General features: G+C 59.7%; 22 protein-coding genes. 11 read left to right on the top strand and 11 right to left on the bottom strand.

All coding sequences use genetic code 11. From position 1 onward, the window contains the following. Positions 1 to 5: 5 nt before the first annotated feature. The 9 genes from bamA to rpsB all read right to left on the bottom strand — a co-directional run bounded on the left by bamA (position 6) and on the right by rpsB (position 9,943). The gene (gene bamA, locus EJA72_RS26000; RefSeq protein ID WP_157714746.1) at positions 6 to 2,396 is read right to left on the bottom strand and encodes an outer membrane protein assembly factor BamA; all 2,391 of its coding nucleotides are present in this window, start codon (positions 2,394 to 2,396) and stop codon (positions 6 to 8) included. Between the two features lie 74 nt (positions 2,397 to 2,470). Beyond that, positions 2,471 to 3,823, bottom strand: a complete 1,353-nt coding sequence (gene rseP, locus EJA72_RS25995) for a sigma E protease regulator RseP (protein ID WP_157714745.1) — start codon at positions 3,821 to 3,823, stop codon at positions 2,471 to 2,473. Positions 3,824 to 3,877: 54 nt separating this feature from the next. Continuing rightward, positions 3,878 to 5,068 (bottom strand): 1-deoxy-D-xylulose-5-phosphate reductoisomerase, encoded by a 1,191-nt coding sequence (gene ispC, locus EJA72_RS25990; RefSeq protein ID WP_178129590.1) that lies wholly within the window; start codon positions 5,066 to 5,068, stop codon positions 3,878 to 3,880. Then, on the bottom strand, positions 5,065 to 5,871 hold the full coding sequence (locus tag EJA72_RS25985; protein WP_157714744.1) for a phosphatidate cytidylyltransferase: 807 nt from the start codon (positions 5,869 to 5,871) through the stop codon (positions 5,065 to 5,067). Before EJA72_RS25985 ends, ispC begins: the two co-directional genes overlap by 4 nt. After that, on the bottom strand, positions 5,871 to 6,626 hold the full coding sequence (gene uppS / locus EJA72_RS25980) for a polyprenyl diphosphate synthase (protein ID WP_157714743.1): 756 nt from the start codon (positions 6,624 to 6,626) through the stop codon (positions 5,871 to 5,873). Before uppS ends, EJA72_RS25985 begins: the two co-directional genes overlap by 1 nt. 13 nt (positions 6,627 to 6,639) lie before the next feature. After that, complete coding sequence (frr, locus tag EJA72_RS25975) at positions 6,640 to 7,197, bottom strand: ribosome recycling factor (protein WP_157714742.1); 558 nt, start codon at positions 7,195 to 7,197, stop codon at positions 6,640 to 6,642. Next, positions 7,194 to 7,937, bottom strand: a complete 744-nt coding sequence (pyrH, locus tag EJA72_RS25970) for a UMP kinase (RefSeq protein WP_003189161.1) — start codon at positions 7,935 to 7,937, stop codon at positions 7,194 to 7,196. Before pyrH ends, frr begins: the two co-directional genes overlap by 4 nt. Before the next feature lie 211 nt (positions 7,938 to 8,148). Further along, positions 8,149 to 9,012 (bottom strand): translation elongation factor Ts, encoded by an 864-nt coding sequence (gene tsf / locus EJA72_RS25965; RefSeq protein WP_157714741.1) that lies wholly within the window; start codon positions 9,010 to 9,012, stop codon positions 8,149 to 8,151. Between the two features lie 193 nt (positions 9,013 to 9,205). Then, positions 9,206 to 9,943, bottom strand: a complete 738-nt coding sequence (gene rpsB, locus EJA72_RS25960) for a 30S ribosomal protein S2 (RefSeq protein WP_003189158.1) — start codon at positions 9,941 to 9,943, stop codon at positions 9,206 to 9,208. 372 nt (positions 9,944 to 10,315) lie between these two features. On the opposite strand from rpsB, the gene map reads away from it, so the two are divergent. The 3 genes from map to dapC all read left to right on the top strand — a co-directional run bounded on the left by map (position 10,316) and on the right by dapC (position 15,197). Next, a complete protein-coding gene (map, locus tag EJA72_RS25955; RefSeq protein ID WP_157714740.1) occupies positions 10,316 to 11,098 on the top strand; it encodes a type I methionyl aminopeptidase in 783 nt (260 codons plus the stop codon). A 45-nt stretch (positions 11,099 to 11,143) separates the two neighbouring features. After that, positions 11,144 to 13,846, top strand: a complete 2,703-nt coding sequence (locus EJA72_RS25950) for a [protein-PII] uridylyltransferase (RefSeq protein WP_157714739.1) — start codon at positions 11,144 to 11,146, stop codon at positions 13,844 to 13,846. 151 nt (positions 13,847 to 13,997) lie between these two features. Then, complete coding sequence (dapC, locus tag EJA72_RS25945; RefSeq protein WP_157714738.1) at positions 13,998 to 15,197, top strand: succinyldiaminopimelate transaminase; 1,200 nt, start codon at positions 13,998 to 14,000, stop codon at positions 15,195 to 15,197. Between the two features lie 15 nt (positions 15,198 to 15,212). Here dapC and EJA72_RS25940 read toward each other — a convergent pair whose 3' ends face one another. Continuing rightward, positions 15,213 to 16,844: a Na+/H+ antiporter gene (locus tag EJA72_RS25940; RefSeq protein WP_157714737.1), complete on the bottom strand. Its 1,632-nt coding sequence runs from the start codon at positions 16,842 to 16,844 to the stop codon at positions 15,213 to 15,215. A gap of 179 nt (positions 16,845 to 17,023) precedes the next feature. Here EJA72_RS25940 and EJA72_RS25935 point away from each other — a divergent pair, with 179 nt between their 5' ends. The 4 genes from EJA72_RS25935 to EJA72_RS25920 all read left to right on the top strand — a co-directional run bounded on the left by EJA72_RS25935 (position 17,024) and on the right by EJA72_RS25920 (position 20,214). Further along, positions 17,024 to 17,386 carry an ArsC family reductase gene (locus tag EJA72_RS25935; protein ID WP_157714736.1) on the top strand — a complete coding sequence of 121 codons (363 nt, stop codon included), beginning with the start codon at positions 17,024 to 17,026 and terminating at the stop codon, positions 17,384 to 17,386. Between the two features lie 33 nt (positions 17,387 to 17,419). Then, positions 17,420 to 18,454: a 2,3,4,5-tetrahydropyridine-2,6-dicarboxylate N-succinyltransferase gene (gene dapD / locus EJA72_RS25930; RefSeq protein ID WP_157714735.1), complete on the top strand. Its 1,035-nt coding sequence runs from the start codon at positions 17,420 to 17,422 to the stop codon at positions 18,452 to 18,454. A 153-nt stretch (positions 18,455 to 18,607) separates the two neighbouring features. Next, entirely contained in the window at positions 18,608 to 19,813 is a 1,206-nt protein-coding gene (locus EJA72_RS25925; protein WP_157714734.1) for an aminotransferase class V-fold PLP-dependent enzyme, read from the top strand. After that, entirely contained in the window at positions 19,810 to 20,214 is a 405-nt protein-coding gene (locus EJA72_RS25920; RefSeq protein ID WP_157714733.1) for a SufE family protein, read from the top strand. The genes EJA72_RS25925 and EJA72_RS25920 overlap by 4 nt, the downstream gene beginning before the upstream one ends. 273 nt (positions 20,215 to 20,487) lie before the next feature. Here EJA72_RS25920 and tcdA read toward each other — a convergent pair whose 3' ends face one another. Next, positions 20,488 to 21,300 (bottom strand): tRNA cyclic N6-threonylcarbamoyladenosine(37) synthase TcdA, encoded by an 813-nt coding sequence (gene tcdA, locus EJA72_RS25915; protein WP_168187397.1) that lies wholly within the window; start codon positions 21,298 to 21,300, stop codon positions 20,488 to 20,490. Positions 21,301 to 21,519: 219 nt separating this feature from the next. Between tcdA and EJA72_RS25910 the strand changes: the two genes are divergently transcribed. The 4 genes from EJA72_RS25910 to EJA72_RS25895 all read left to right on the top strand — a co-directional run bounded on the left by EJA72_RS25910 (position 21,520) and on the right by EJA72_RS25895 (position 26,768). Beyond that, entirely contained in the window at positions 21,520 to 24,111 is a 2,592-nt protein-coding gene (locus EJA72_RS25910) for a glycosyltransferase (protein ID WP_157714732.1), read from the top strand. Between the two features lie 223 nt (positions 24,112 to 24,334). Next, entirely contained in the window at positions 24,335 to 25,486 is a 1,152-nt protein-coding gene (gene dapE, locus EJA72_RS25905; protein WP_008035465.1) for a succinyl-diaminopimelate desuccinylase, read from the top strand. Further along, positions 25,486 to 26,298: a putative RNA methyltransferase gene (locus EJA72_RS25900; RefSeq protein ID WP_157714731.1), complete on the top strand. Its 813-nt coding sequence runs from the start codon at positions 25,486 to 25,488 to the stop codon at positions 26,296 to 26,298. The genes dapE and EJA72_RS25900 overlap by 1 nt, the downstream gene beginning before the upstream one ends. Positions 26,299 to 26,390: 92 nt before the next feature. Further along, complete coding sequence (locus tag EJA72_RS25895; RefSeq protein ID WP_157714730.1) at positions 26,391 to 26,768, top strand: hypothetical protein; 378 nt, start codon at positions 26,391 to 26,393, stop codon at positions 26,766 to 26,768. The last annotated feature ends 26 nt before the right edge of the window (positions 26,769 to 26,794 follow it).

Below are 26,794 nucleotides of genomic sequence, written 5' to 3'. Positions count from 1 at the left end.
GACGCTTAGAACGTCTGGCCGAGGGAGAATTGGAACACTTGAGTCTCAGCGTCATCCGGTTTCTTCACTGGCATGGCCAATGCGAAGCTCAGAGGGCCCAGCGCGGTGACCCAGGTCACACCCACACCGACGGAACTGGCCATGTTGCTCAGGCTGATGTCGTTGCACTCTGTTTGAGCGGATGAGCCGACATTGGCGTTCGTCGTCTTATCGCACTTGGAGTCGAATACGTTACCCACATCCCAGAATACCGAAGTACGCAGGGAACGTTGATCTTTGACGAATGGCAGCGGGAACAGCACTTCGACACCACCCTGGATCAGAACGTTACCACCGAACGGCAGCGGATCCTGGTCCGGGTCAGCCAGAGTACCGACGTTACCCGTTACAGCCTGACCACGACTCGGGGTACTGCGCGGACCCAAGGTGCTGTCCTTGAAACCACGAACCGAGTTGAAACCACCAGCATAGTAGTTTTCATAGAAAGGCAAGCCATCGGTCGAACCGTAACCATCGCCATAACCCAACTCGGTGTGCAGGCGCATGGTGTAGTTTTCGCTCAGTGGCTGGAACAACTGGCCACGGTAATCGAGCTTGAAGAACGACAGGTCACTGCCAGGCGTAGTGGTTTCAAGCACCAGGCTTTGGGAATGGCCGCGAGTCGCCAGTACGCCCTTGTTCAGGGTGGACTCGGACCAGCCGGCAGACGCCTTGAAGTTCAGGTACTTGTCGCCTTCTCTGTTAACGAAGTCAAAAATCTCGTCAACGGTGTACACGCCAGTCTTGATGGTGTCCTGTTGCGCAGTCAGGCCGAAGGTCAGACGCGAAGTCTCGCTGATCGGGTAACCAACGCTCACGCCAGCACCCAGGCTGTCTACGGCGTAGCTCGCTACGTCGACGTCGAGGTCTTTGTAGTCGGTGGTGCGATAGAACGCGTTGTAACCCAGGCTCACGCCGTCAGCAGTCCAGTACGGGTCGACATAACCGAAGTTATACCGGCTCTGGTATTGGCTGCGGGTCAAACCGATGCTGACCTTGTTACCTGTACCCAGGAAGTTGTTCTGGGTGATCGAACCACCAAGGATCAGACCGGCGCTCTGGGCGAAACCGACGCTGGCGGTAATCGAACCGGAAGCCTGTTCTTCGACGCTGTAGTTCACGTCAACCTGGTCGTCCACGCCCGGTACGGCCGGGGTTTCGACGTTGACTTCCTTGAAGAAGCCCAGACGCTCGAGACGGGTCTTGGATTGGTCGATCAGGTAAGTCGAAGCCCAACCACCTTCCATCTGGCGCATTTCACGACGCAGCACTTCGTCTTCGGACTTGGTGTTGCCACGGAAGTTGATGCGGTTGACGTATGCACGCTTGCCCGGGTCCACGGCGAAAGTGATGTCAACCGTGTGGTCTTCATCATGAGGCTGCGGCACGCCGTTAACGTTGGCGAAGGTGTAACCCTCGTTACCCAGACGACGGGTGATCAGTTCGGACGTGGTGGTCATCAGCTTGCGCGAGAACACCTGGCCTTTCTGGACCAGCAGCAGGGACTTGACCTGGTCTTCAGGGACTTTCAGGTCGCCGCTCAGCTTGACGTCACGAACGGTGTACTTCTCGCCTTCGTTGACGTTGACAGTGATATAGACGTGTTTCTTGTCCGGGGTGATGGACACCTGGGTCGAAGCGATATCCATGTTGATATAGCCGCGGTCCAGGTAGTAGGAACGCAGCCGCTCCAGGTCACCGGACAGTTTTTCGCGAGCGTACTTGTCATCGTTCTTGAAGAACGACAACCAGTTGGTCGTCTTGAGTTCGAACAGGTCGATCAGGTCTTCGTCAGGAAAGACGGTGTTACCCACCACGTTGATGTGCTGGATAGCGGCGACGGTGCCTTCGTTGATGTTGACCTTCAGCGCCACGCGGTTACGCGGCTGCGGCACAACTTCGGTATCGACGGTGGCCGAGTAGCGGCCCTGAGCGACGTACTGGCGCTGCAGTTCGTTACGCACGCCTTCGAGGGTGGCACGCTGGAAGATCTCGCCTTCGGCCAGGCCGGACTGTTTGAGACCCTTCATCAGGTCTTCAGTGGAGATCGCTTTGTTACCCTCGATCTCGATACTGGCGACCGACGGACGCTCGACTACAGTAATGACCAGGACGTTGCCATCGCGGCCCAGCTGGATATCTTGAAAGAACCCGGTTTTGAACAGCGCACGAGTGGATTCCACCAGGCGACGATCATCCGCCTGTTCACCGACGTTCAACGGCAAAGCACCAAAGACGCTACCCGCGGAGACCCGCTGGAGGCCATTGACGCGAATATCAGAGATAGTGAAGGACTCGGCGTGAACTTCGGCGATCATCAATACGGTGAGAACCGCAGTTAGCAGCAGACGTTTCATGAAGTCCTTTCTTATTCCAACTGGCAATAAACAAACTGCCGCAAAATGCGGCAGATTCGCAATTCAGCGAAGTGTTACAGACGGCCCAAATCATTGACCAGAGCGAGCAACATCACCCCGACCACCAAACTGATACCGATCTGTATCCCCCAACCCTGCACCCGATCTGACAAGGGACGACCACGCGCCCACTCGATCAGATAAAACAACAAATGCCCCCCATCCAGTACAGGAATAGGCAACAAATTCAGAACACCCAAGCTAATACTCAGATAAGCAAGGAAATTCAGGAAATCAGCGACACCCGACTGGGCAGAAGCGCCCGCCACTTTAGCAATGGTTATCGGTCCACTCAAGTTTTTTACCGAGAGCTCGCCGAACAACATTTTCTTCAGTGAATCGAGGGTCAGTATGCTCATGGTCCAGGTGCGACGAGCGCCCTCCCCAATCGCTGCCACCGGGCCATAACTGACCTCGCGAATCATCTCTGGCGGCCAATCGACTGCTTTCACCCCTGCCCCCAGGTAACCGCTTGGCGACTTGCTCTCGCCGCGAGCGGCCAGCGTCACAGGGACTTCGATTTGAGCACCATCGCGCTCCACGCGCAGCATGATTTTGGTATCGGGATGCATACGGACCGTATCCACCACCTGCTGCCAGTCATCCAGCGGTTTACCATCCAGCGTCAGCAACCGGTCCCCGGTTTTCAGGCCGGCAGCCTGAGCCGGCCCTTTCGGATCGAGTTCGGCGAGCACCGGTGGCAACGCAGGGCGCCAAGGGCGAATACCCAGCGAGCGAATCGGATCCGGCTCATCAGCCCCCTTGAGCCACTTGTCCAAAGCCAGCTCACGAGGCGAATCCGCAGTGGAGCCTTGCTCGCGGACCAGAAGCTGGAGGGTGCCACTCTCGCCGAGACGGCGGACCAGTTGCAGATTCACCGCCGCCCAGCCGGAAGTCGGCTCGCCATCGATGGCCACAATTTCCTGCCCCGAGCTCAACCCTGCCTTGGCGGCAATACTGCCGGACTCGACCGCACCAATGACCGGCCGCACCTGCTGGCTGCCGAGCATGGCGAGCACCCAGAAAAAAATCATCGCCAACAGGAAGTTGGCAATCGGGCCAGCCGCAACGATAGCAATGCGTTGACGAACGGATTTGCGATTGAAAGATTGATCGAGCTGATCGACCGGGACTTCGCCTTCGCGCTCATCGAGCATTTTCACGTAGCCGCCCAATGGAATGGCAGCCACAACGAACTCGGTGCCCTGCTTGTCGTGCCAGCGCAGCAGCGGCATGCCAAAGCCCACGGAGAAACGCAGCACTTTGACCCCACAGCGACGTGCGACCCAGAAATGGCCGAATTCGTGGAAGGTGACCAGCACGCCCAAAGCCACAAGGGTGCCGACAATCATATAGAGCGCGCTCATCTACTTTCTCCGCATTCCTGTTCGGTGCCGCATTGGACCCGCATTTTGCAGCACCTATCGCCCGTGACGACTCAACCACTGACCGGCCAGTACTCGTGCTTTCGCGTCGGCCGTGAACACCGCCTCGAGATCGTTCACCGCAACAACCGGTTCGAGCCCCAGGACTTCTTCGATGATACTCGCGATTTCCGGGTAACGAACCCGCCCGTCGAGAAAGGCCGCAACCGCCACTTCATTCGCCGCATTCAGCATGGCCGGCGCGCTATCACCCGCTTCGGCAGCTTGACGCGCCAGCCGCAGGCAAGGGAACCGCGTTTCATCGGGGGCCTGGAAGTCCAGGCGCGCAATGGCAAAAAGGTCCAGCGGTGCAACACCCGAATCGATTCGCTCCGGCCAGGCCAGCGCGTTGGCAATCGGGGTGCGCATATCCGGGTTACCCAACTGCGCCAATACCGAACCGTCGATGTAATCGACCAGCGAATGGATCACGCTCTGCGGGTGAATCACCACTTCGACCTGGGCTGGCTTGGCATCGAACAGCCAACAGGCTTCGATCAATTCCAGCCCTTTGTTCATCATGCTGGCCGAATCGACCGAGATTTTGCGCCCCATCGACCAGTTCGGGTGGGCACACGCCTGCTCAGGGGTAACATGCGCCAGTTCAGCCATCGGCGTCTGTCGGAACGGACCGCCAGAGGCCGTAAGCAAGATCCGCCGCACACCGACCGCCCCCAGACCACGGGCGAAATCCTGTGGCATGCACTGGAAAATCGCGTTGTGCTCGCTGTCGATCGGCAACAGCACCGAACCGCTTTTGCGCACCGCCTGCATGAACAAAGCACCGGACATCACCAGTGCTTCTTTGTTAGCCAGGAGAATCTTCTTGCCAGCTTCGACCGCCGCCAGGGTCGGACGCAAGCCCGCAGCCCCCACGATTGCAGCCATGACCGCGTCGACTTCAGGATCGGAGGCGACCTGACACAGGCCCTCCTCCCCGACCAGCACACGGGTCGACAGACCGGCCGCGCGCAGGTCGTCCTGCAGGGTTCGGGCGACGACCGCTTCAGGCACCACGGCGAACCGTGGCGAGTGCTTGACGCACAGCGCCAACAGCTCACTCAAGCGAGAGAAACCACTCAGGGCAAAGACCTGATAGCGCTGGGGATGACGCGCGATGACATCGAGCGTACTAAGGCCGATCGAGCCGGTCGCCCCCAGAACGGTGATCTGTTGTGGGCGGCTCACGATGCCGCCATCCACAGCAATACGGCAAACACTGGAATCGCTGCGGTCAGGCTGTCGATACGGTCCAGCACGCCGCCATGGCCCGGAAGCAGGTTACTGCTGTCCTTGATGCCCGACTGACGCTTGAACATGCTTTCCGTCAGGTCGCCGATCACCGAAATGAACACGACTACAGCGGCCCCAATCAAGCCCATCAGCAACTGAGCGAAGCTCCAGTCACGCACGAAACCGACCACTGCCGTGATCACCAGACTCAGCAGCAAGCCGCCGTACACGCCTTCCCAGCTTTTACCAGGACTGACTTGCGGTGCCAGCTTGCGCTTGCCGAACGCCCGACCGGAAAAGTAAGCGCCAATATCGGCACCCCAGACCAGAACCATCACCGCCATGATCAACCAGTTGCCCAAAGGCTCCTGCTTGATTTGAACCAGACCTTGCCAGGCCGGCAGCAGGATCAGCAGGCCGATGACCAGTTTGCAGGCAGCGCTGGCCCAGTGCTCACTGGAGCGCGGGTAGGTCAGCACCAGATAAGTCGCAACGCCCCACCACAGCACCGAAGCCCCGAGCACCCAAGGCGCGAGCCCCGGCAGGATGTACATGACGAACAGCATCAACGCGACGATTGCCGCAAAGGCTACGCGGATCGGCTGCGCCGTGAAGCCCGCCAGGCGCGCCCATTCCCAGGCACCGAGGGTCACGACCAGGCCTATGAACAGCGCAAAACCCGAACCTTCGAGCAGAAAAAACCCGCACAGGGCAATCGGCAGAAGGATCAGTGCCGTGATGATTCGTTGTTTAAGCATTAAACCCGGGCTCCAGCCTCGACCTGCTCGCTCGTTTTACCGAAGCGGCGCTGGCGAGAAGCGAAATCGGCCAGCGCGTTACGCATGGCATCGTGTTTGAAGTCCGGCCAGAACAGGTCGGAGAAGTACAACTCGGCGTAAGCCAGTTGCCACAGCAGGAAGTTACTGATGCGATGTTCACCGCCGGTACGAATGCACAAGTCCGGCAACGGCAGGTCGCCGGTGGACAGACAGGTCTGCAACAGCTCCGGCGTGATGTCCTCCGGACGCAGGTGCCCGGCCTGAACTTCACGCGCCAGGCGCTGTGCCGCTTGCGCGATATCCCACTGACCGCCGTAGTTTGCGGCAATCTGCAGAATGAAGCGATTGGTGCCCGCCGTCATTGCTTCAGCCTCGCGCATCGCGGCCTGAAGCTCCGGGTGAAAGCGCGAGCGATCGCCAATGATGCGCAAACTGATGTTGTTTTCGTTCAGGCGCTTGGCCTCGCGACGCAAGGCCTTGAAGAACAGGTCCATCAAGGCACTGACTTCGTCGGCCGGGCGCTGCCAGTTCTCACTGGAGAAGGCAAACAGGGTCAACACTTCGACCTTGGCCTCGGCACACACCTCAATGACCGCACGAACGGCATCGACACCCGCTTTATGCCCGGCAACACCCGGCATAAAGCGTTTTTTCGCCCAGCGATTGTTACCATCCATGATGATCGCGACATGGCGCGGCACCGCGGACGGCGCAGTCTGCTTGGTCTTATCCATGAAAACGCGACCCTTATACGGCCATCAGGTCCGCTTCTTTTGCCTTGGTGGCGGAGTCGATATCCGCCTCGGCCTTGTCAGTCAACTTCTGGATATCGGCTGCGGCACGACGCTCTTCGTCTTCGCTGATTTCCTTGTCTTTCACCAGCTTCTTCAGTTCTCCCAACGCATCGCGACGGATATTACGTACCGCCACACGAGCGTCTTCAGCAGCGCTACGCGCCTGCTTGGTAAAACCTTTGCGGGTCTCTTCGGTCAGTGCCGGCATGGAGATCAGCAGCAGCTCGCCAAGGTTGGTCGGATTGAGGTTCAGACCAGCGCTTTGGATAGCCTTGTCGACAGCGCCAAGCATATTGCGCTCGAAAGCCACGACTTGCAGGGTGCGGGAGTCTTTTACGGTGATGTTGGCAACTTGGGTAATAGAAGTGTCTGTGCCGTAATACGGCACCATCACGCTACCCAGAATGCTCGGGTGTGCCTTGCCTGTACGAATCTGGCCGAATGCATGGGCCAGAGAATCCAGGGATTTCTGCATACGCTCTTGAGCGTCTTTCTTGATTTCGTTGATCATTGTTGGCCTTCCTCGATCAGGGTCCCTTCAGCGCCGCCGTGGACGATATTCAGCAGGGCACCGGGCTTGTTCATGTTAAATACGCGCAGCGGCATCTTGTGGTCGCGGCACAGGCAAATGGCAGTCAGGTCCATCACGCCCAGCTTGCGATCCAGCACTTCATCGTAAGTCAGATGATCGAACTTCTCTGCATGCGGGTCTTTGAATGGGTCAGCGGTGTAGACGCCATCGACCTTGGTTGCCTTGAGCACGACATCGGCGTCGATTTCGATCGCTCGCAGGCAAGCGGCGGAATCCGTGGTGAAGAATGGATTACCGGTACCGGCCGCGAAAATCACGACTTCCTTGGAATTCAGGTGGCGCATGGCTTTGCGGCGATCATAGTGATCGGTCACGCCAACCATGGAAATGGCCGACATCACGATGGCCGAGATATTGGCACGTTCCAGCGCATCGCGCATGGCCAGGGCGTTCATCACAGTGGCCAGCATGCCCATGTGGTCGCCGGTTACCCGATCCATGCCGGCCGCGCTCAGCGCTGCACCGCGGAACAGGTTGCCGCCGCCGATCACCAGACCGACCTGAACGCCGATGCCGACCAGTTGGCCAACTTCCAGCGCCATGCGATCCAGAACTTTCGGATCGATCCCGAACTCTTCCGAGCCCATCAGGGCCTCGCCGCTAAGCTTGAGTAGAATGCGTTTATAGCGAGCCTGATAACCACTGCCCTGCTGAGCCATTGCGAATCTCTCCTGCGGCGTATTTTAAAAATTCTTTGCGAGCTGCTTTACAGCTGGCGTTCACTCTAGCTTGGCGCTGCTTCAGCGCCATCGGAACATGGCTTTGTAAGCCAGTTCCAAAAGGAAACCAATTAAAAATTGGCACCCCATCTGAAAAGAGGCTGCGCGCGTAAGCGGGCAGCCTCTTCAGGGCGACAGTTAAAAAACCGTCTTATTGCTTGGCGGCAGCCAGCTGGGCAGCAACTTCTTCAGCGAAGTTGTCGACCGGCTTCTCGATACCTTCGCCTACTTTGAAGTAGGTGAAGGAAACGATTTCAGCACCGGCTTTCTTGGCCAGTTCGCCAACCTTGATTTCAGGGTTCTTGACGAACGCCTGCTCAACCAGGCTTGCTTCGGCCAGGAACTTGCTGATACGGCCTTTGACCATGTTCTCAACAATGTTTTCTGGCTTGCCTTTGATTTTTTCTTCGTTCAGCTGCAGGAACACAGCTTTTTCGCGCTCGATCGCTTCGGCAGAAACTTCCGAAGGCAGCAGGAACTCAGGATTGCTTGCCGCTACGTGCATGGCGATGTCTTTGGCCAGCTCGACGTCGCCGCCTTTCAGGACAACTGCAACACCGATTTTGTTGCCGTGCAGGTAACCACCAACAACATCACCTTCAACGCGTGCCAGGCGACGGATGTTGACGTTTTCGCCAACCTTGCCGACCAGTACCAGGCGAGCAGCTTCTTGAGCTTCGATCAGCGGAGCAACATCAGTCAGCTTGTCAGCGAATGCTTTTTCAACGCTGGCAGCAACGAATGCCTTGAAGTCGTCTTGCAGGGCCAGGAAGTCGGTCTGCGAGTTCACTTCCAACAGAACGGCGGATTTACCGTCTTCTTTCAGAGCGATAGCGCCTTCAGCGGCAACGTTGCCAGCTTTCTTGGCAGCCTTGATGGCGCCCGAAGCACGCATGTCATCAATGGCTTTTTCGATGTCGCCGCCGGCCTTGGTCAAGGCCTTTTTGCAGTCCATCATGCCTTCGCCGGTACGCTCGCGCAGTTCTTTGACCAACGCTGCAGTAATCTCTGCCATTTCAAAAATCCTCTTGGATAGGTTTTCAACCATTCCACCCGATCGAACGGGCGATCAATTCTTCCCGAACCACCGTTGATAGCAGCTGCAAGTTACAAATGCTGTAATTGCGCCACCGGACAAACGGTTTTCGAGGTGGCAAAAAGGGGGCCAAGCCCCCTTTTTGCTTACTGAGTCAACGCCAAGGCGTCAATTACTCAGCCGCTGCTACCGGAGCTTCTTCAACGAACTGCTCGGTGCCGCCAGCAACGTGGTTGCGACCGCGGATTACAGCGTCAGCCATCGAACCCATGTACAGCTGGATAGCGCGGATTGCGTCATCGTTGCCTGGGATGATGTAGTCAACGCCTTCCGGGCTGCTGTTGGTATCGACTACGCCGATAACCGGGATGCCCAGCTTGTTGGCTTCGGTGATCGCGATGCGCTCGTGATCAACGTCGATAACGAACAGAGCGTCTGGCAGACCGCCCATGTCCTTGATACCACCCAGGGAACGATCCAGCTTCTCAAGATCGCGGGAGCGCATCAGCGCTTCTTTCTTGGTCAGCTTGGCGAAAGTACCGTCTTCGGCTTGTACTTCAAGGTCACGCAGACGCTTGATGGAAGCACGGATGGTTTTGAAGTTGGTCAGCATGCCGCCCAACCAGCGGTGATCGACGTACGGCGAACCGCAACGTGCTGCTTCTTCAGCAACGATCTTGCCAGCGGAACGCTTGGTGCCGACGAACAGAATCTTGTTTTTGCCCTGGGCCAGGCGCTCTACGAAAGTCAGAGCTTCGTTGAACATTGGCAGGGTTTTTTCAAGGTTGATGATGTGAATCTTGTTACGAGCGCCGAAAATGTACTTACCCATTTTCGGGTTCCAGTAACGGGTCTGGTGACCGAAGTGCACACCGGCCTTCAGCATATCGCGCATGTTGACTTGGGACATGATAGTTCCTTAATAAGTCGGGTTTGGCCTCCACGTATCCCAATGACCAACCAGCAGCATCAGCTGAAGGCACCCAGGTCATCGTGTCGACACGTGTGTGGATTTAAGCCTTTCGGGGTATCCCCGGAAAGCGGCGCATTTTATATCACAAGGTTGCAAAAAACGGAACCCGGATTCTCAATTCCTGACGCATGCCCTCCAGCAGCCCTTGGAATCGCTCAAGAATGCGCCAATCTATAGAGAGAAGCGATGCACAGAGGGTCAGATTTGCGCTGTTCGTCTGTTAGAATCGCCTTTTTCAGGGCCGTCACGATCGATCGCGCAACGCCCATTCCGTCTTAGCAAGCGCCATCGAGCGCAGAGAGAGCCTGTATGACCGTCACACTCAAAACGCCAGAGGACATCGCAAAAATGCGTGTCGCCGGCAAACTGGCCGCCGACGTGCTTGAAATGATTGCCGAACATGTCAAGCCAGGCATCACGACCGAAGAACTGGACCGTATCTGCCACGACTACATCGTCAACGTGCAGCAGGCCATCCCTGCCCCGCTCAATTACAAGGGCTACCCGAAGTCGATCTGTACCTCGATCAACCACGTGGTCTGCCACGGCATTCCGAACGAAAAGCCGTTGAAAGATGGCGACACCCTGAACATCGACGTCACCGTCATCAAGGACGGTTACCACGGCGACACCAGCCGCATGTTCCACGTCGGCAGCGTGCCGGTCTGGGCTGAGCGCCTGTCGCAAGTCACCCAGGAATGCATGTACAAGGCCATCGAGATCGTCAAACCCGGCTGCCGCCTGGGCGACATCGGCGAAGTGATCCAGAAGCACGCTGAAAAGAACGGTTTTTCGGTGGTTCGCGAATTCTGCGGCCACGGCATCGGCAAGGTGTTCCACGAAGAGCCGCAGATCCTGCACTACGGCCGCGCCGGCACCGGCATGGAGCTGAAAGCGGGCATGACGTTCACCATCGAACCGATGATCAATCAGGGCAAGGCCGACACCAAGGTGCTGGGCGATGGCTGGACCGCCATCACCAAGGACCGCAAGCTCTCGGCGCAGTGGGAACACACCTTGGTGGTGACCGAGACCGGCTACGAAATCTTCACCTTGCGCGCCGATGACACCATCCCGCGCGTTTCGGCCTGATCCGACCCAGGCAGCACCCAGCCTTATAGAAAGGAAAGCCAATCGATGCCGCAGGTGGATCCAGAACTCTTCGACCGCGGCCAGTTCCAGGCTGAACTGGCCCTGAAGGCTAGCCCGATCGCAGCTTTCAAGAAGGCGATTCGCCAGGCCCGCGAGGTCCTTGACGGGCGCTTTCGCAGCGGCCGAGAGATTCGCCGGCTGATCGAGGATCGCGCCTGGTTCGTCGACAACATCCTGCAAAAGGCCTGGGAGCAGTTCAACTGGAGCGAAGACGCCGACATCGCGCTGGTCGCGGTCGGCGGCTACGGTCGCGGTGAACTGCATCCGTATTCCGATATCGATCTGCTGATTCTGCTGGACAGCGCCGATCACGAAATTTTCCGCGATTCCATCGAGCGCTTTCTGACGCTGCTGTGGGACATCGGCCTGGAAGTCGGGCAGAGCGTTCGCTCCGTGGACGAATGCGCCGTCGAGGCCCGCGCCGACCTCACGGTTGTCACCAACCTGATGGAAAGCCGCACCATCTGCGGTCCCGAGCGGTTGCGCCAGCGCATGCTGGACGTCACCAGCACCGCGCACATGTGGCCGAGCAAGGACTTTTTCCTGGCCAAGCGCGCCGAGCAAAAGGCCCGTCACCACAAGTACAACGACACCGAATACAACCTGGAACCCAACGTCAAAGGCTCGCCCGGCGGGCTACGGGATATTCAGACGATTCTTTGGGTAGCCCGTCGCGAATACGGCACCCTGAACCTGCGGGCACTGGCCGGCGAAGGCTTCCTGGTCGAGAGCGAAAACGCGCTGCTGGCGTCCTCCCAGGAATTCCTGTGGAAGGTTCGTTACGCGCTGCACATGCTCGCCGGCCGTTCCGAAGACCGCTTGCTGTTCGATCACCAGCGCTCGATTGCCGGGCTGCTGGGCTTTGCAGGCGATGACGCCAAGCAAGCCATCGAAAACTTCATGCAGCAGTACTATCGGGTGGTCATGAGCATTGCCCAGCTCAGCGACCTGATCATCCAGCATTTCGAGGAAGTCATCCTCGCGCCGGAAGATGAAGCGCCGCCGCAACCGATCAACTCGCGATTCCAGCTGCACGACGGCTACATCGAGGCACGCAACGACAATGTGTTCCGCCGCACGCCGTTCGCGATGCTCGAAATCTTCGTCCTGATGGCCCAGCAGCCAGAAATCAAGGGCGTGCGCGCCGACACCATTCGCCTGCTGCGCGAACACCGCCACCTGATCGACGATGATTTCCGCAACGATATTCGTAACACCAGCCTGTTCATCGAGCTGTTCAAGTGCAAGATCGGCATTCACCGCAACCTGCGACGGATGAACCGCTACGGCATCCTCGGGCGTTATTTGCCGGAGTTCGGCTTTATTGTCGGGCAGATGCAGCATGACCTGTTTCATATCTATACGGTCGACGCGCACACCCTGAACCTGATCAAGCACCTGCGTAAGTTGCAGTACACGCAGGTGTCGGAAAAATTCCCGCTGGCCAGCAAGCTCATGGGCAAGCTGCCCAAGCCCGAGCTGATCTACCTGGCCGGGCTGTACCACGACATCGGCAAGGGCCGGCACGGCGATCACTCGGAAATCGGCGCGGTGGATGCCGAAGCGTTTTGCCAGCGCCACCAATTACCCGTGTGGGACAGCCGCCTGATCGTCTGGCTGGTGCAGAACCACCTGGTGATGTCGACCACAGCCCAGCGCAAGGACTTGTCCGACCCGCAAGTGATCCACGATTTTGCACAGATCGTCGGCGACGAAACCCGCCTCGACTATTTGTACGTGCTGACGGTCGCCGACATCAACGCCACCAATCCGACGCTGTGGAACTCCTGGCGCGCCAGCCTGTTGCGCCAGCTCTACACCGAGACCAAGCGCGCCTTGCGCCGGGGCCTGGAAAACCCGGTGGATCGCGAAATGCAGATCCGTCAGACACAAAGCGCAGCCCTGGACATCCTGGTACGCGGCGGCACAGATCCGGACGACGTCGAGCAGTTGTGGTCGCAATTGGGCGATGACTATTTCCTGCGTCACACCGCGGGCGATGTGGCCTGGCACAGTGACGCGATTCTCCAGCAGCCGGCCGACGGTGGGCCGCTGGTGCTAATCAAAGAGACCACCCAGCGCGAGTTCGAGGGCGGCACGCAGATTTTCATCTACGCACCGGACCAACACGACTTCTTCGCCGTGACCGTGGCCGCGATGGACCAGCTCAACCTGAACATCCACGACGCCCGGGTCATCACCTCCAGCAGCCAGTTCACACTCGACACCTACATCGTGCTCGACACCGACGGCGATTCGATTGGCGATAACCCGGCGCGGGTCCAGCAGATCCGTGATGGCCTGACCGAAGCCCTGCGCAACCCGGACGATTACCCGACCATCATTCAGCGTCGTGTACCGCGCCAGCTCAAGCATTTCGCGTTCGCGCCGCAAGTGACGATCCACAACGATGCCCAGCGGCCGGTGACGGTACTGGAACTCAGCGCCCCGGATCGCCCGGGCCTGCTGGCACGGATCGGCACGATTTTCCTCGAGTTCGACCTGTCGCTGCAGAACGCCAAGATTGCAACCCTGGGCGAGCGCGTCGAAGACGTGTTCTTTATCACCGACGCCAACAATCAGCCGTTGTCCGACCCCTTGCTGTGCAGCCGCTTGCAGGACGCGATCGTCGAACAGCTGAGCGTCAGCCAGGAACCCGAGATCAAACTGTCGCGCATCAGTATCTGAATCCGCTGGCTCTTTGCAGGAGCGAGCTTGCTCGCGATGAACGCACAAACACCACGGGGCATCAGGAGCCCCGGGTTAACATTGACGACCATCGCGAGCAAGCTCGCTCCTACAGAGACCGGCGTCACCCCACACCGAACGAGATTGACCGATGAACAACGCGTTGTCCCAGCTGCAGCCCTACCCGTTCGAGAAGCTCCGCGCCCTGCTCGGCAGCGTCACGCCAAACCCTGACAAGCGCCCAGTCGCGCTGTCCATCGGCGAGCCGAAGCACCGTTCGCCCAGCTTTGTCGCCGAAGCGCTGGCAAGCAATCTGGATCAGATGGCTGTATACCCGACCACCCTCGGCATCCCGGCGTTGCGTGAAGCCATCGCGGCGTGGTGCGAGCGTCGTTTCAATGTTCCGAACGGTTGGCTAGACCCGGCGCGCAACGTGCTGCCGGTCAACGGTACGCGTGAGGCGCTGTTCGCGTTCACCCAGACCGTGGTCAACCGTGGCGACGACGCCTTGGTGGTCAGCCCGAACCCGTTCTATCAGATCTACGAAGGCGCTGCGTTCCTGGCCGGCGCCAAGCCGCATTACCTGCCCTGCCTGGATGAGAATGGCTTCAACCCGGATTTCGACGCCGTGTCGCCGGACATCTGGAAACGCTGCCAGATCCTGTTCCTGTGCTCGCCGGGCAACCCGACCGGCGCGTTGATCCCGGTCGAAACGCTGAAGAAGCTGATCGCACTGGCCGACGAACATGACTTCGTGATCGCCGCCGACGAATGCTACAGCGAGCTGTACTTCGACGAGAAAACCCCACCCGCCGGCCTGCTCAGTGCCTGCGTGGAACTGGGCCGCAAGGACTTCAAGCGTTGCGTGGTGTTCCATAGCCTGTCCAAGCGCTCGAACCTGCCAGGCCTGCGGTCAGGCTTCGTGGCGGGTGATGCGGACATTCTCAAAGGTTTCCTCCTGTATCGCACTTACCACGGCTGCGCGATGCCGGTTCAGACTCAACTGGCCAGCGTTGCCGCGTGGAACGACGAAGTGCATGTGCGCGCCAACCGTGCGCTGTACCGCGAGAAGTATGACGCGGTGCTGGAGATCCTCAGCCCGGTGATGGATGTGCAGCGTCCGGACGGTGGTTTCTACCTGTGGCCGAACGTCGACGGCGATGACGAGGCGTTCTGCCGTGATCTGTTCGTTGAAGAACACGTGACGGTGGTACCGGGCTCGTATCTGTCCCGTGCTGTTGACGGGGCTAATCCGGGTGCCGGTCGGGTGCGCATGGCGCTGGTTGCGCCACTCGCCGAGTGCGTCGAAGCGGCAGAACGCATTCGCGCGTTCATTCAACGCCGCAAGTGACTCCAACGGCAGGTGTTATTTCACCTGCCCCAGATTGGCTTCACTCAAGTCCAGCTCCCCTAAGACCTCGCGCAACACGTCATCACCAATCTGGTGGTGACGGCTGAGCTTGTACAGTTCCAGGCGCTGCGCCCGCAGCGCCTTCAAGCGCAAACGTCGCTCCAGCAGGTCCATTTCAAACGCCAATGCCTGGGCTTCCGCCGAATCGTTGAACACCTCCAGTTGATGCCGATACTCGGACATCAGCCGTGCCTTGAGCTCCGCCGCCAACGCCGATTGCGCGGCGTCCTGGGGGGTGGTCTCTTCCGCTTCCAGTGCATGAATCGCCGCTTCGGCCGTCTTGCGCCAGGCCTCACGCACTTCATTGCGACGCTTGTCGTCAGGGCTTTTGTCGATGCCGCGCAGCAACAACGGCAAGGTTATGCAGGCGGCGATCAGCGACAGCAGAATCACCCCGGCGGCGATGAAAATCATCAAGTCCCGCTCGGGAAACTCATCACCGCCCATCATCATCGGCACGGACAACACACCCGCCAGCGTGACGGCCCCTCTCACACCGCCAATCGTGAGCAACCAGCACGAACGCGCGTCAGGCAACTGCGTCATCGCCCCTTGCCCACGCAGTCGGCGCAACAAACCCGACAGTCGCCAAGTGCTTTGCACCCAGGTAAACCGCAAGACCAGCAGCACGCAGAAAATCGCCAACACATCCAGACAACGGTAGAGCAGCGTCGGCCACAACGAAGTTTCGTGACTGGCCACAGCCTTGATGATGTCCGGCAATTGCAATCCCAGCAGCAGGAAAATCAGGCCGTTGAAGGCAAATTCCAGCAACGACCAGACACTTCGATTGAGCAACCGGGTGTTGGTCTGGCGTGGCAGCAGGTCTAGCCAGCTCTGCATCATGCCCGCCGCCACTGCCGACAGAATGCCCGATGCGCCCACGCGCTCAGCCAGCACGTAGGCGGCAAACGGCAGCAGCAACATGAACACGACGTGGGTCGCCGGGTCATCCCAGCCGCGAGCGATCATCCACGCCCGCAAGCGCCCTACCAGCCAGCTCAGCGCGACCCCGACGGCCAGCCCGCCGACCGCCACCAGAACAAAGGTCAGGCTGGCGTTGGCCAGGGAGAACATGCCGGTCACGGCCGCCGCCAAGGCAAATTTGAAGGTCACCAAGCCGGAAGCGTCGTTCATCAGCGCTTCGCCCTGCAGCATGTGCATCAACGGCGTGGGCAAACGGTTCTGAGAGATGGCCGAAACGGCCACAGCGTCAGTTGGCGACAGCACAGCGGCCAGCGCAAACGCCACCGGCAGCGGAATGCCCGGTATCAGCCAATTTATGAAGTAACCGGCGCCGACCACGGTAAACAGCACCAACCCGACCGCTAACGTCAGGATCGGGCCGCGCAGTCGCCAGAATTCGCGCTTGGGCATGCGCCAGCCGTCGGAGAACAGCAGCGGCGGCAGAAACAAAAACAGAAACAACTCCGGGTCCAGTGCAACGTGCAAACCGAGCGTCGGCCACGCCAACAACGCCCCGGCGGCGATTTGCACCAGCGGCAAGGGCAGCGGGATCACGCGTCCGATCAGGCGGGAAACGCCAACCAGCATCAACATGATCAGGACGGTGTAGGCGGTTTGCATAAAGCGCGGGTTCCCAGGCAATCGACAGCATTGAAGTGCCATATTAGCTGCTTAGACTACAGGCTGACCTTTGCACCAATGTCGCAGGCTCGGTTCGTACAGGGTTTTGGGTTTTAACTGGATGGTCATGGCATAATCCTTCACCTTTTTTTTCCAGCACCTGTAAAGGGGGCAATTCCTTGACCGTTTCAAGTAAAACGTTGCACCTTTTCGGCATCAAAGCCTGCGACACCATGAAAAAGGCGCGCACTTGGCTCGATGAACACGCTGTCACCTATGACTTTCATGATTACAAAACGGCCGGAATCGACCGTGAACACCTGACCCAATGGTGCGACGAGCACGGCTGGCAAGTGGTGTTGAACCGTGCAGGCACGACCTTTCGCAAACTCGACGACGAACGCAAAGCCGATCTCGACCAGCCGAAAGCCATCGAATTGATGCTCGCACAACCCTCGATGATCAAGCGCCCGGTGCTCGATCTCGGTGACCGAACCCTGATTGGCTTCAAGCCAGATATCTACGCGGCAGCGCTCAAGTAAGCCAGCCCGTTCAATTTTGTTAGAGGTATTCACATGTCCACTACCCCGTTCAGCCTGGCCTTTGGTGTCGGCACTCAAAACCGTCAGGGCGCATGGCTGGAAGTGTTTTACGCACAGCCGCTGCTCAATCCTTCGGCCGAACTGGTCGCGGCCATCGCCCCTGTGCTGGGCTATACCGACGGCAACCAGGCCATCGCCTTCAGCACCGCTCAAGCCTCGCAACTGGCAGAAGCGCTGAAAGGCGTCGACGCAGCCCAGGCTGCCCTGCTGACCCGTCTGGCCGAGAGCCACAAGCCGCTGGTCGCGACCATCCTGGCCGACGACGCGCCGCTGACTTCCACGCCTGAGGCCTACCTCAAGCTGCATTTGCTGTCCCACCGCCTGGTCAAGCCGCACGGCCTGAACCTGGCCGGCGTGTTCCCGCTGCTGCCAAACGTGGCGTGGACCAGCCAAGGTGCCATCGACCTGGCCGAACTGGCCGAGCATCAACTGGAAGCCCGTCTGCGCGGCGAGCTGCTGGAAGTGTTCTCGGTGGACAAGTTCCCGAAAATGACCGACTACGTGGTACCGGCCGGCGTACGTATCGCTGACGCCGCGCGTATCCGTCTGGGCGCTTACGTGGGCGAAGGCACCACCGTGATGCACGAAGGTTTCGTCAACTTCAACGCCGGCACCGAAGGCCCGGGCATGATCGAAGGCCGCGTATCCGCTGGCGTATTCGTCGGCAAGGGCTCGGACCTGGGCGGCGGTTGCTCGACGATGGGTACCCTGTCGGGCGGCGGCAACATTGTGATCAAGGTCGGCGAAGGCTGCCTGATCGGCGCCAACGCCGGTATCGGCATTCCGTTGGGCGACCGCAACACCGTTGAATCGGGCCTGTACGTGACCGCCGGCACCAAAGTGGCGCTGCTGGACGAGCACAACAACCTGGTCAAAGTGGTCAAGGCGCGTGAACTGGCGGGCCAGCCTGACCTGTTGTTCCGTCGCAATTCGGAAACCGGTGCCGTGGAATGCAAAACCCACAAATCGGCGATCGAACTGAACGAAGCGCTGCACGCTCACAACTAAGCAGAGCGTCACAGATAACCTTGTAGGAGCGAGCTTGCTCGCGATGGACGCCAACGATTACGCGCGGCAGCAGACACCTCGCGTCGTCCATGCATTTTTCGCGAGCAAGCTCGCTCCTACAGGGCCAGCCCATGTTCACCAGGGCCCCATAGCATGATGATTCTTTCCCCCTGGCGTGCCGATTTCCCGGCCATCGCCGCCCTGCAACGGCAAGACCAGACCTATCTGGACAACGCCGCCACCACTCAAAAACCCCAAGCCCTGATGGATGCCCTGGCGCATTACTACGCCAACGGCGCGGCCAACGTGCATCGGGCGCAACACCTGCCCGGCGCCCATGCCACCCAGGCGTTCGAGGACAGTCGCAGCAAAGCCGCGCATTGGCTGAATGCGGGCGATTGCGGTCAGATCATCTTTACCCACGGCGCAACCTCTGCGCTGAACCTCCTGGCCTATGGCCTGGAACACCTGTTCAATCCGGGTGATGAGATTGTCATCAGCGCCCTGGAGCATCACGCCAACCTGCTGCCATGGCAGCAAGTTGCCCACCGGCGCGACCTGAAACTGGTGATCCTGCCACTGGATGCCGACGGTGTGATCGACCTCGATGCCGCCGCGTCGTTGATCGGTCCGCGTACGCGCTTGCTGGCGGTCAGCCAGCTGTCCAACGTGCTCGGCGCCTGGCAACCCTTGCCCGCCTTGCTGGCGATGGCCAAAGCCCAGGGCGCATTGACCGTGGTCGATGGCGCCCAGGGCGTGGTTCATGGTCGTCACGACGTGCAGGCGCTGGGTTGCGACTTCTATGTATTTTCCAGCCACAAGCTCTATGGCCCCGATGGCCTGGGCGTGCTGTTCGGTCGCCACGAAGCGCTCAAGCAACTGCGCCACTGGCAGTTCGGCGGCGAAATGGTGCTGGATGCGGATTACCAGCACGCACGCTTCCGCCCTGCCCCACTGGGTTTCGAGGCCGGAACACCGCCAATTTCCAGCGTGATAGGTCTAGGGGCGACGCTGGATTACCTCGCAGGCCTCGATCAGGATGCGGTGTCGGCCCATGAGGCGGCGCTGCACGACTATTTGCTGAAAGGTCTTGAGGCACGCAACGGCATTCGGCTGCTGGGCAAGCCGCAACTGGCCTTGGCGAGTTTTGTCGTCGAGGGTGTGCATAACGCTGATCTGGCGCATTTGCTGACAGAACAGGGCATCGCGGTGCGCGCCGGTCATCACTGTGCCATGCCGCTGCTGAAAAGTTTCGAACTGGCCGGGGCGATTCGGGTGTCGTTGGCGCTGTACAACGATTCCGAAGACCTGGAACGGTTTTTTAAAGCGCTGGATCAGGCGCTGGAGTTGTTGCGATGAACCTCCCCGCTGATGCTGTCACGGCACTCGAAACCTTTCAGGCTGCCGCCGGCTGGGAGCAGCGGGCGCGTCTGTTGATGCAATGGGGTGAGCGTCTGCCGGCGTTAAGCGATAGGGACAAGATCGACGCCAACCGCGTGCATGGTTGCGAGAGCCAGGTGTGGCTGGTGGGATCGTTGCGGGACGGACACTGGCAGTTCGCTGCGAGCAGCGATGCGCGGATGATTCGCGGGTTGGTGGCGTTGTTGCTGGCTCGGGTCAATGGGTTGTCGGCGGCTGAGTTGCAACAGGTCGACCTGCCGGAGTGGTTCGCCCGGCTAGGTCTATCCCGACAGCTCTCCCCTTCGCGCAGTAATGGCCTCAATGCCGTGTTACAGCGGATGAATGAGTTGGCGGGTTAATCGTCTTCGTCGGAACGCCGCCCGGACCAAACCCGCCCCCCTATTTGGTTTGTGGCCGATCACAAATACCCGGTTCTGCCGAATACCCTGTGGGAGCCAGCCTGCTGGCGATGGCGGTGTAACAGTCAACGAAGAGGTTGAATGTTATGCCCTCATCGCCAGCAGGCTGGCTCCCACATTTGGTTTGTGGCCGATCACAAATACCCGTTTCAACCGAATCCCCTTGTGGGAGCGAGACCGGTTTGCCCGCGATGAGGCCAGCAGCAACACCGATCAAACCTCAGGTTTAACCCGATCCGCCGGGCGCCTTACACCCGCCACAATCTTATCCACAGCTTTGGTCGCCGCGACCATGCCAAACGTCGCCGTCACCATCATCACCGCGCCAAACCCGCCAGCGCAGTCCAGCTTCACGCCATCCCCGACAAAACTCTTCTGCAAACAAATGCTGCCATCGGGCTTTGGATAACGCAGTTGCTCGGTGGAAAACACGCACGGCACGCTGTAATGGCGGGTCACCGTGCGGGAGAAGTTGTAGTCGCGGCGCAGCGTCGAACGCACTTTCGAGGCCAGCGGATCATTGAACGTACGGTTCAGGTCGCACACCTGAATCAGCGTCGGATCAATCTGCCCACCCGCGCCGCCGGTGGTAATGATCTGGATCTTGCGACGCTTGCACCATGCAATCAGCGCAGCCTTGGCGTTGACGCTGTCGATGCAGTCGATCACGCAGTCGATGTTCGGCGTGATGTACTCGGCCATGGTCTCGCGGGTGACGAAGTCCGCCACCGCATGCACCGTGCAGTCCGGGTTGATGCCGCGCAGGCGCTCGGCCATCACCTCGACCTTGGGTTTGCCCACGGTACTGTCCAGCGCGTGCAACTGACGGTTGGCGTTGCTGACACAGACGTCGTCCAGGTCGAACAGCGAAATCTCGCCCACACCACACCGGGCCACCGCTTCCGCCGCCCAGGAACCGACGCCACCGACGCCGACAATCGCCACGTGGGCCGCGCGCAGGCGCTCGAGGCCTTCGATGCCATACAAACGGGCGATGCCTGCAAACCGCGGATCTTCTGTGCTCATGACCATTACCCTAAAAACCGGCGCGCATTATAGGGCTTCGCAGCGGCAAGTTTTAAGTTTCAGGCGACAAGTGTAAGAACTTATGTGAAACCGGATTGCCCAACGTCAGGCTTTTCCCTGTCTGCTGTACGGTCAGTGAAAGCACGGTGTAGGATGCGCGCCCCTTGGCCGACCGCCGACCGTTCCTTCGTTCCACAGCCTTTGGAACCTGAAATAGCTATGTCATCGCGTAAATTTGGACTCAACCTGGTGGTGGTGCTCGCCATCGCTGCCTTGTTTACCGGCTTCTGGGCGCTGATCAATCGCCCCGTCACCGCCCCCAACTGGCCAGAACAGATCTCGGGGTTTTCCTACTCGCCGTTCCAGCAAGGCCAGTACCCGCAGAAAGAACAGTACCCGACCGACGATGAAATGCGTCGCGACCTGGAGATCATGAGCAAGCTGACGGACAACATCCGTACTTACTCGGTCGACGGCACCCTGGAAGACATTCCAAAACTGGCCGAAGAATTCGGCCTGCGGGTGACGCTGGGGATCTGGATCAGCCCGGACCAGGAACGCAACGAGCGGGAAATCACCCGCGCCATCGAAATCGCCAACACCTCCCGCAGCGTCGTGCGCGTGGTTGTAGGTAACGAGGCGATCTTTCGTAAGGAAATTACCGCCGCGCAACTGAGCGTACTCCTCGATCGCGTCCGTGCTGCCGTGAAGGTGCCGGTCACCACGTCCGAGCAATGGCACGTCTGGGAAGAACACCCGGAGCTGGCCAAGCACGTCGACCTGATTGCCGCACACATCCTGCCCTACTGGGAATTCATCCCGGTGGACAAGGCCGGCCAGTTCGTCCTCGACCGCGCCCGTGACCTGAAAAAGATGTTCCCGAAAAAACCGCTGCTGCTCTCGGAGGTTGGCTGGCCGAGCAACGGCCGCATGCGGGGCGGTACCGATGCGAGCCCGGCGGATCAGGCGATCTACTTGCGCACCTTGGTCAACAAACTCAACCGCCAGGGCTTCAACTACTTCGTGATCGAAGCGTTTGACCAGCCGTGGAAGGCCAGCGACGAAGGTTCTGTGGGCGCGTATTGGGGCGTGTTCAACGCTGCGCGCCAGCAGAAATTCAACTTCGAAGGCCCAGTGGTCGCGATTCCGCAATGGCGCGTGCTGGCCATCGGTTCTGCGGTGCTGGCCTTGCTGTCCCTGACGTTGCTGATGATCGACGGTTCGGCCCTGCGTCAACGCGGGCGCACGTTCCTGACCTTTATCGCATTCCTCTGCGGTTCGGTACTGGTATGGATCGGTTACGACTACAGCCAGCAATACAGCACCTGGTTCAGCCTGACGGTCGGATTCCTGCTGGCGCTCGGTGCGCTCGGGGTGTTCATCGTCCTGCTGACCGAGGCCCACGAACTGGCTGAAGCGGTCTGGACCCACAAGCGTCGGCGTGAATTCCTGCCGGTGGTGGGCGATTCGGACTACAGGCCGAAAGTCTCGATTCACGTGCCTTGCTACAACGAGCCGCCGGAGATGGTCAAACAGACCCTCAACGCGCTGGCCAACCTCGACTATCCGGACTTCGAAGTCCTGATCATCGACAACAACACCAAGGACCCGGCGGTCTGGGAACCGGTGCGCGATTACTGCGCAACCCTGGGCCCACGCTTCAAGTTTTTCCATGTCGCCCCTTTGGCCGGTTTCAAGGGTGGCGCGCTGAACTACCTGATTCCGCACACCGCCAAGGATGCCGAAGTGATTGCGGTGATCGACTCGGACTATTGCGTCGATCCGAACTGGCTCAAGCACATGGTGCCGCACTTCGCCGACCCGAAAATCGCCGTGGTGCAGTCGCCGCAGGATTACCGCGACCAGAACGAAAGCACGTTCAAGAAGCTCTGCTACGCGGAATACAAAGGTTTCTTCCACATCGGCATGGTCACCCGTAACGACCGTGACGCGATCATCCAGCACGGCACCATGACCATGACCCGGCGCTCGGTGCTTGAGGAGCTGGGCTGGGCTGACTGGTGCATCTGTGAAGACGCCGAGTTGGGCCTGCGCGTATTCGAAAAAGGCTTGTCGGCGGCGTACTACCACACCAGCTACGGCAAGGGCCTGATGCCCGATACCTTTATCGACTTCAAGAAACAGCGTTTCCGCTGGGCCTACGGTGCGATTCAGATCATCAAGCGTCACACCGCCAGCCTGTTGCGCGGCAAGGACACCGAACTGACCCGTGGCCAGCGTTACCACTTCCTCGCGGGCTGGCTGCCGTGGGTCGCGGATGGCATGAACATCTTCTTCACCGTCGGCGCACTGTTGTGGTCGGCAGCGATGATCATCGTGCCGCAGCGGGTCGATCCGCCGTTGCTGATTTTCGCGATTCCACCCTTGGCGCTGTTTGTGTTCAAAGTGGGCAAGATCATCTTCCTTTATCGTCGCGCCGTTGGCGTGAACCTGAAGGATGCGTTCTGCGCCGCACTGGCCGGGCTGGCGTTGTCGCACACCATCGCCAAAGCGGTGCTGTACGGCTTCTTCACCAGCAGCATTCCGTTCTTCCGTACGCCGAAAAATGCCGATAACCACGGTTTCTGGGTGGCCATTTCGGAGGCTCGCGAAGAAGTGTTCATCATGCTGCTGTTGTGGGGCGCGGCGCTGGGGATCTTCCTGGTGAACGGCTTGCCGAGCAACGACATGCGCTTCTGGGTGGTCATGTTGCTGGTGCAATCGCTGCCGTACCTGGCGGCGCTGATCATGGCGTTCCTGTCTTCGCTGCCGAAACCGGCGGCCGAGGCTGAAGCGGCACCGGCAGTCTAAATCTTTGCAGATGCACTAAACGGCGGCCAATGGTCGCCGTTTTGCTTTAAGATAACCGCCATTTTGCAGGCCCTGAGCCCAATGGCCTGACCCAATACCTGTAGGAGCGAGCCTGCTCGCGAAAAACAAAAGGGCAACGCGGTCATCCAGATTTCACGCGTTATCGTTAACGTCCATCGCGAGCAAGCTCGCTCCTACACATTTACAGTTTCCGGAGTTTTCCATGACGGCCCACGCCGACCTTTCGCCGACCCTTCAACTCGCTATCGACCTGATCCGCCGTCCGTCCGTGACGCCGGTCGACGCCGATTGCCAGAAGCAGATGATGCAGCGCCTGGGCGATGCCGGTTTCATGCTGGAACCGATGCGCATCGAAGATGTGGATAACTTCTGGGCCACCCACGGCAAACACGACGGCCCGGTGCTGTGCTTCGCCGGCCACACCGACGTGGTGCCCACCGGTCCGGTGACCGCCTGGCAGATCGACCCGTTCAACGCGCTGATCGACGAACACGGCATGCTCTGTGGCCGTGGCGCCGCCGACATGAAAGGCAGCCTCGCCTCCATGACCGTGGCCGCCGAGCGCTTCGTCGCCGACTACCCGGATCACAAGGGCAAGGTCGCGTTCCTGATCACCAGCGACGAAGAAGGCCCGGCGCATCATGGCACCAAGGCAGTGGTTGAACGTCTCGCTGCGCGCAAGGAGCGTCTGGACTGGTGCATCGTCGGTGAACCATCGAGCACCACGCTGGTGGGTGATGTGGTCAAGAACGGCCGTCGCGGTTCCCTGGGCGCCAAACTGACCGTGCGCGGTGTGCAGGGGCATGTGGCCTATCCGCACCTGGCCAAGAACCCGATCCACCTCGCCGCCCCCGCCCTGGCTGAACTGGCCGCCGAGCATTGGGACCACGGCAATGATTTCTTCCCGCCGACCAGTTTCCAGATTTCCAACGTCAATTCCGGTACCGGCGCGACCAACGTGATCCCGGGCGATCTGGTGGCGGTGTTCAACTTCCGTTTCTCCACCGAATCCACCGTCGAAGGGCTGCAGAAACGCGTCGCCGATATCCTCGACAAGCATGGGCTGGACTGGCACATCGACTGGGCACTGTCCGGCCTGCCGTTCCTCACCGAGCCGGGCGCGTTGCTGGATGCCGTCGCGTCGAGCATCAAGGACATCACCGGTCGCGAGACCAAAGCGTCTACCAGTGGCGGCACCTCCGACGGTCGCTTCATTGCGACCATGGGCACCCAGGTGGTTGAGCTGGGCCCGGTCAACGCGACGATCCATCAGGTCAACGAGCGCGTACTCGCGGCCGACCTCGACGTGCTGACCGAAATCTACTACCAGACCCTGATCAAGTTGCTCGCCTGATGCTCGCCTGCCCGATCTGCAGCGAACCGCTGAACGCGGTGGACAACGGCGTGGCCTGCCCCGCCGGGCATCGTTTTGACCGCGCGCGCCAGGGTTACCTGAATCTGTTGCCGGTGCAGCACAAGAACAGCCGCGACCCTGGGGATAACCTGGCGATGGTCGAAGCCCGTCGCGACTTCCTGAACGCCGGCCATTATGCGCCGGTGGCCAAACGCCTGGCGGCACTGGCGGCGCACTACGCGCCCCAGCGCTGGCTGGACATCGGCTGTGGCGAGGGTTACTACACCGCGCAAATCGCCGAGGCCCTGCCGAACGCCGACGGTTATGCGCTGGACATCTCCCGGGAAGCGGTCAAACGCGCCTGCAAACGCAATCCCCAGCTGACCTGGTTGATCGCCAGCATGGCCCGCGTGCCATTGGCCTCGGCAAGCTGCCAGTTCCTGGCCAGTGTCTTCAGCCCGTTGGACTGGGAAGAGGCCAAACGCCTGCTCAGTCCCGGCGGCGGCTTGATGAAAGTCGGGCCGACCAGCGGCCATCTGATGGAATTGCGCGAGCGGCTGTACGACGAAGTGCGTGAGTACACCGACGACAAGCATTTGTCTTTGGTGCCGCAAGGCATGGTGTTGCAACACAGCGAAACCCTGGAATTCAAGCTGACGCTGGAAAAGGGTCAGGATCGCGCGAACCTGCTGGCGATGACGCCACACGGCTGGCGCGCCAGTGCCGAGCGCCGGGCGGCGGTCATTGAGCAGGTTGAGCCGTTCGAGGTCACCGTTTCAATGCGCTACGATTATTTCGTACTGCAGCAGTAGATACAGGGCAATCCTTAATTTTGGCCTTGAGCAACAGCTTGAGGCCGGCTAAATCCGCGAATGGATTTTTCAGACCCGCAGTGAGGACATCCATGCGCCAACCGGATATCGAGATTTACCTGAAAGACGCCGACGTCGACTACAAAGCCATCGCCACCTGGCTCAGCACCGCGTTGGGCCCGTGCACCGATTGGGTCCAGAAAGGCCAGACCTACAAGTGCAGGGCTGGCAACGTGCCGGTGACCTGGCTGCCAAAAGCCGTCGGCAAATGGAACAGCCTGTACCTGGAAAGCGACCAGACCCCTTGGGACGACGACATCGCCTGCGCCCGCGCAGCCTTTGCCGCGCTGAACGTTGAAGTGCGTTGCGCGCCGGGGACCTGGGTCGAGGAAGAAGGTGAAGAGACGGCGGATCGCTGGATGCGCATCAGCGCGGATGGCGAAGAAGAGATCACCTGGAAAACGGCTTAAAACTGTACACCACCCCTGTAGGAGCG

This window comes from Pseudomonas sp. PB120, from assembly GCF_009761815.1.
Lineage (GTDB): Bacteria > Pseudomonadota > Gammaproteobacteria > Pseudomonadales > Pseudomonadaceae > Aquipseudomonas.
The sequence above is the reverse complement of the archived record's forward strand: the minus strand, read 5'-3'. Positions and strand labels throughout refer to the sequence as shown.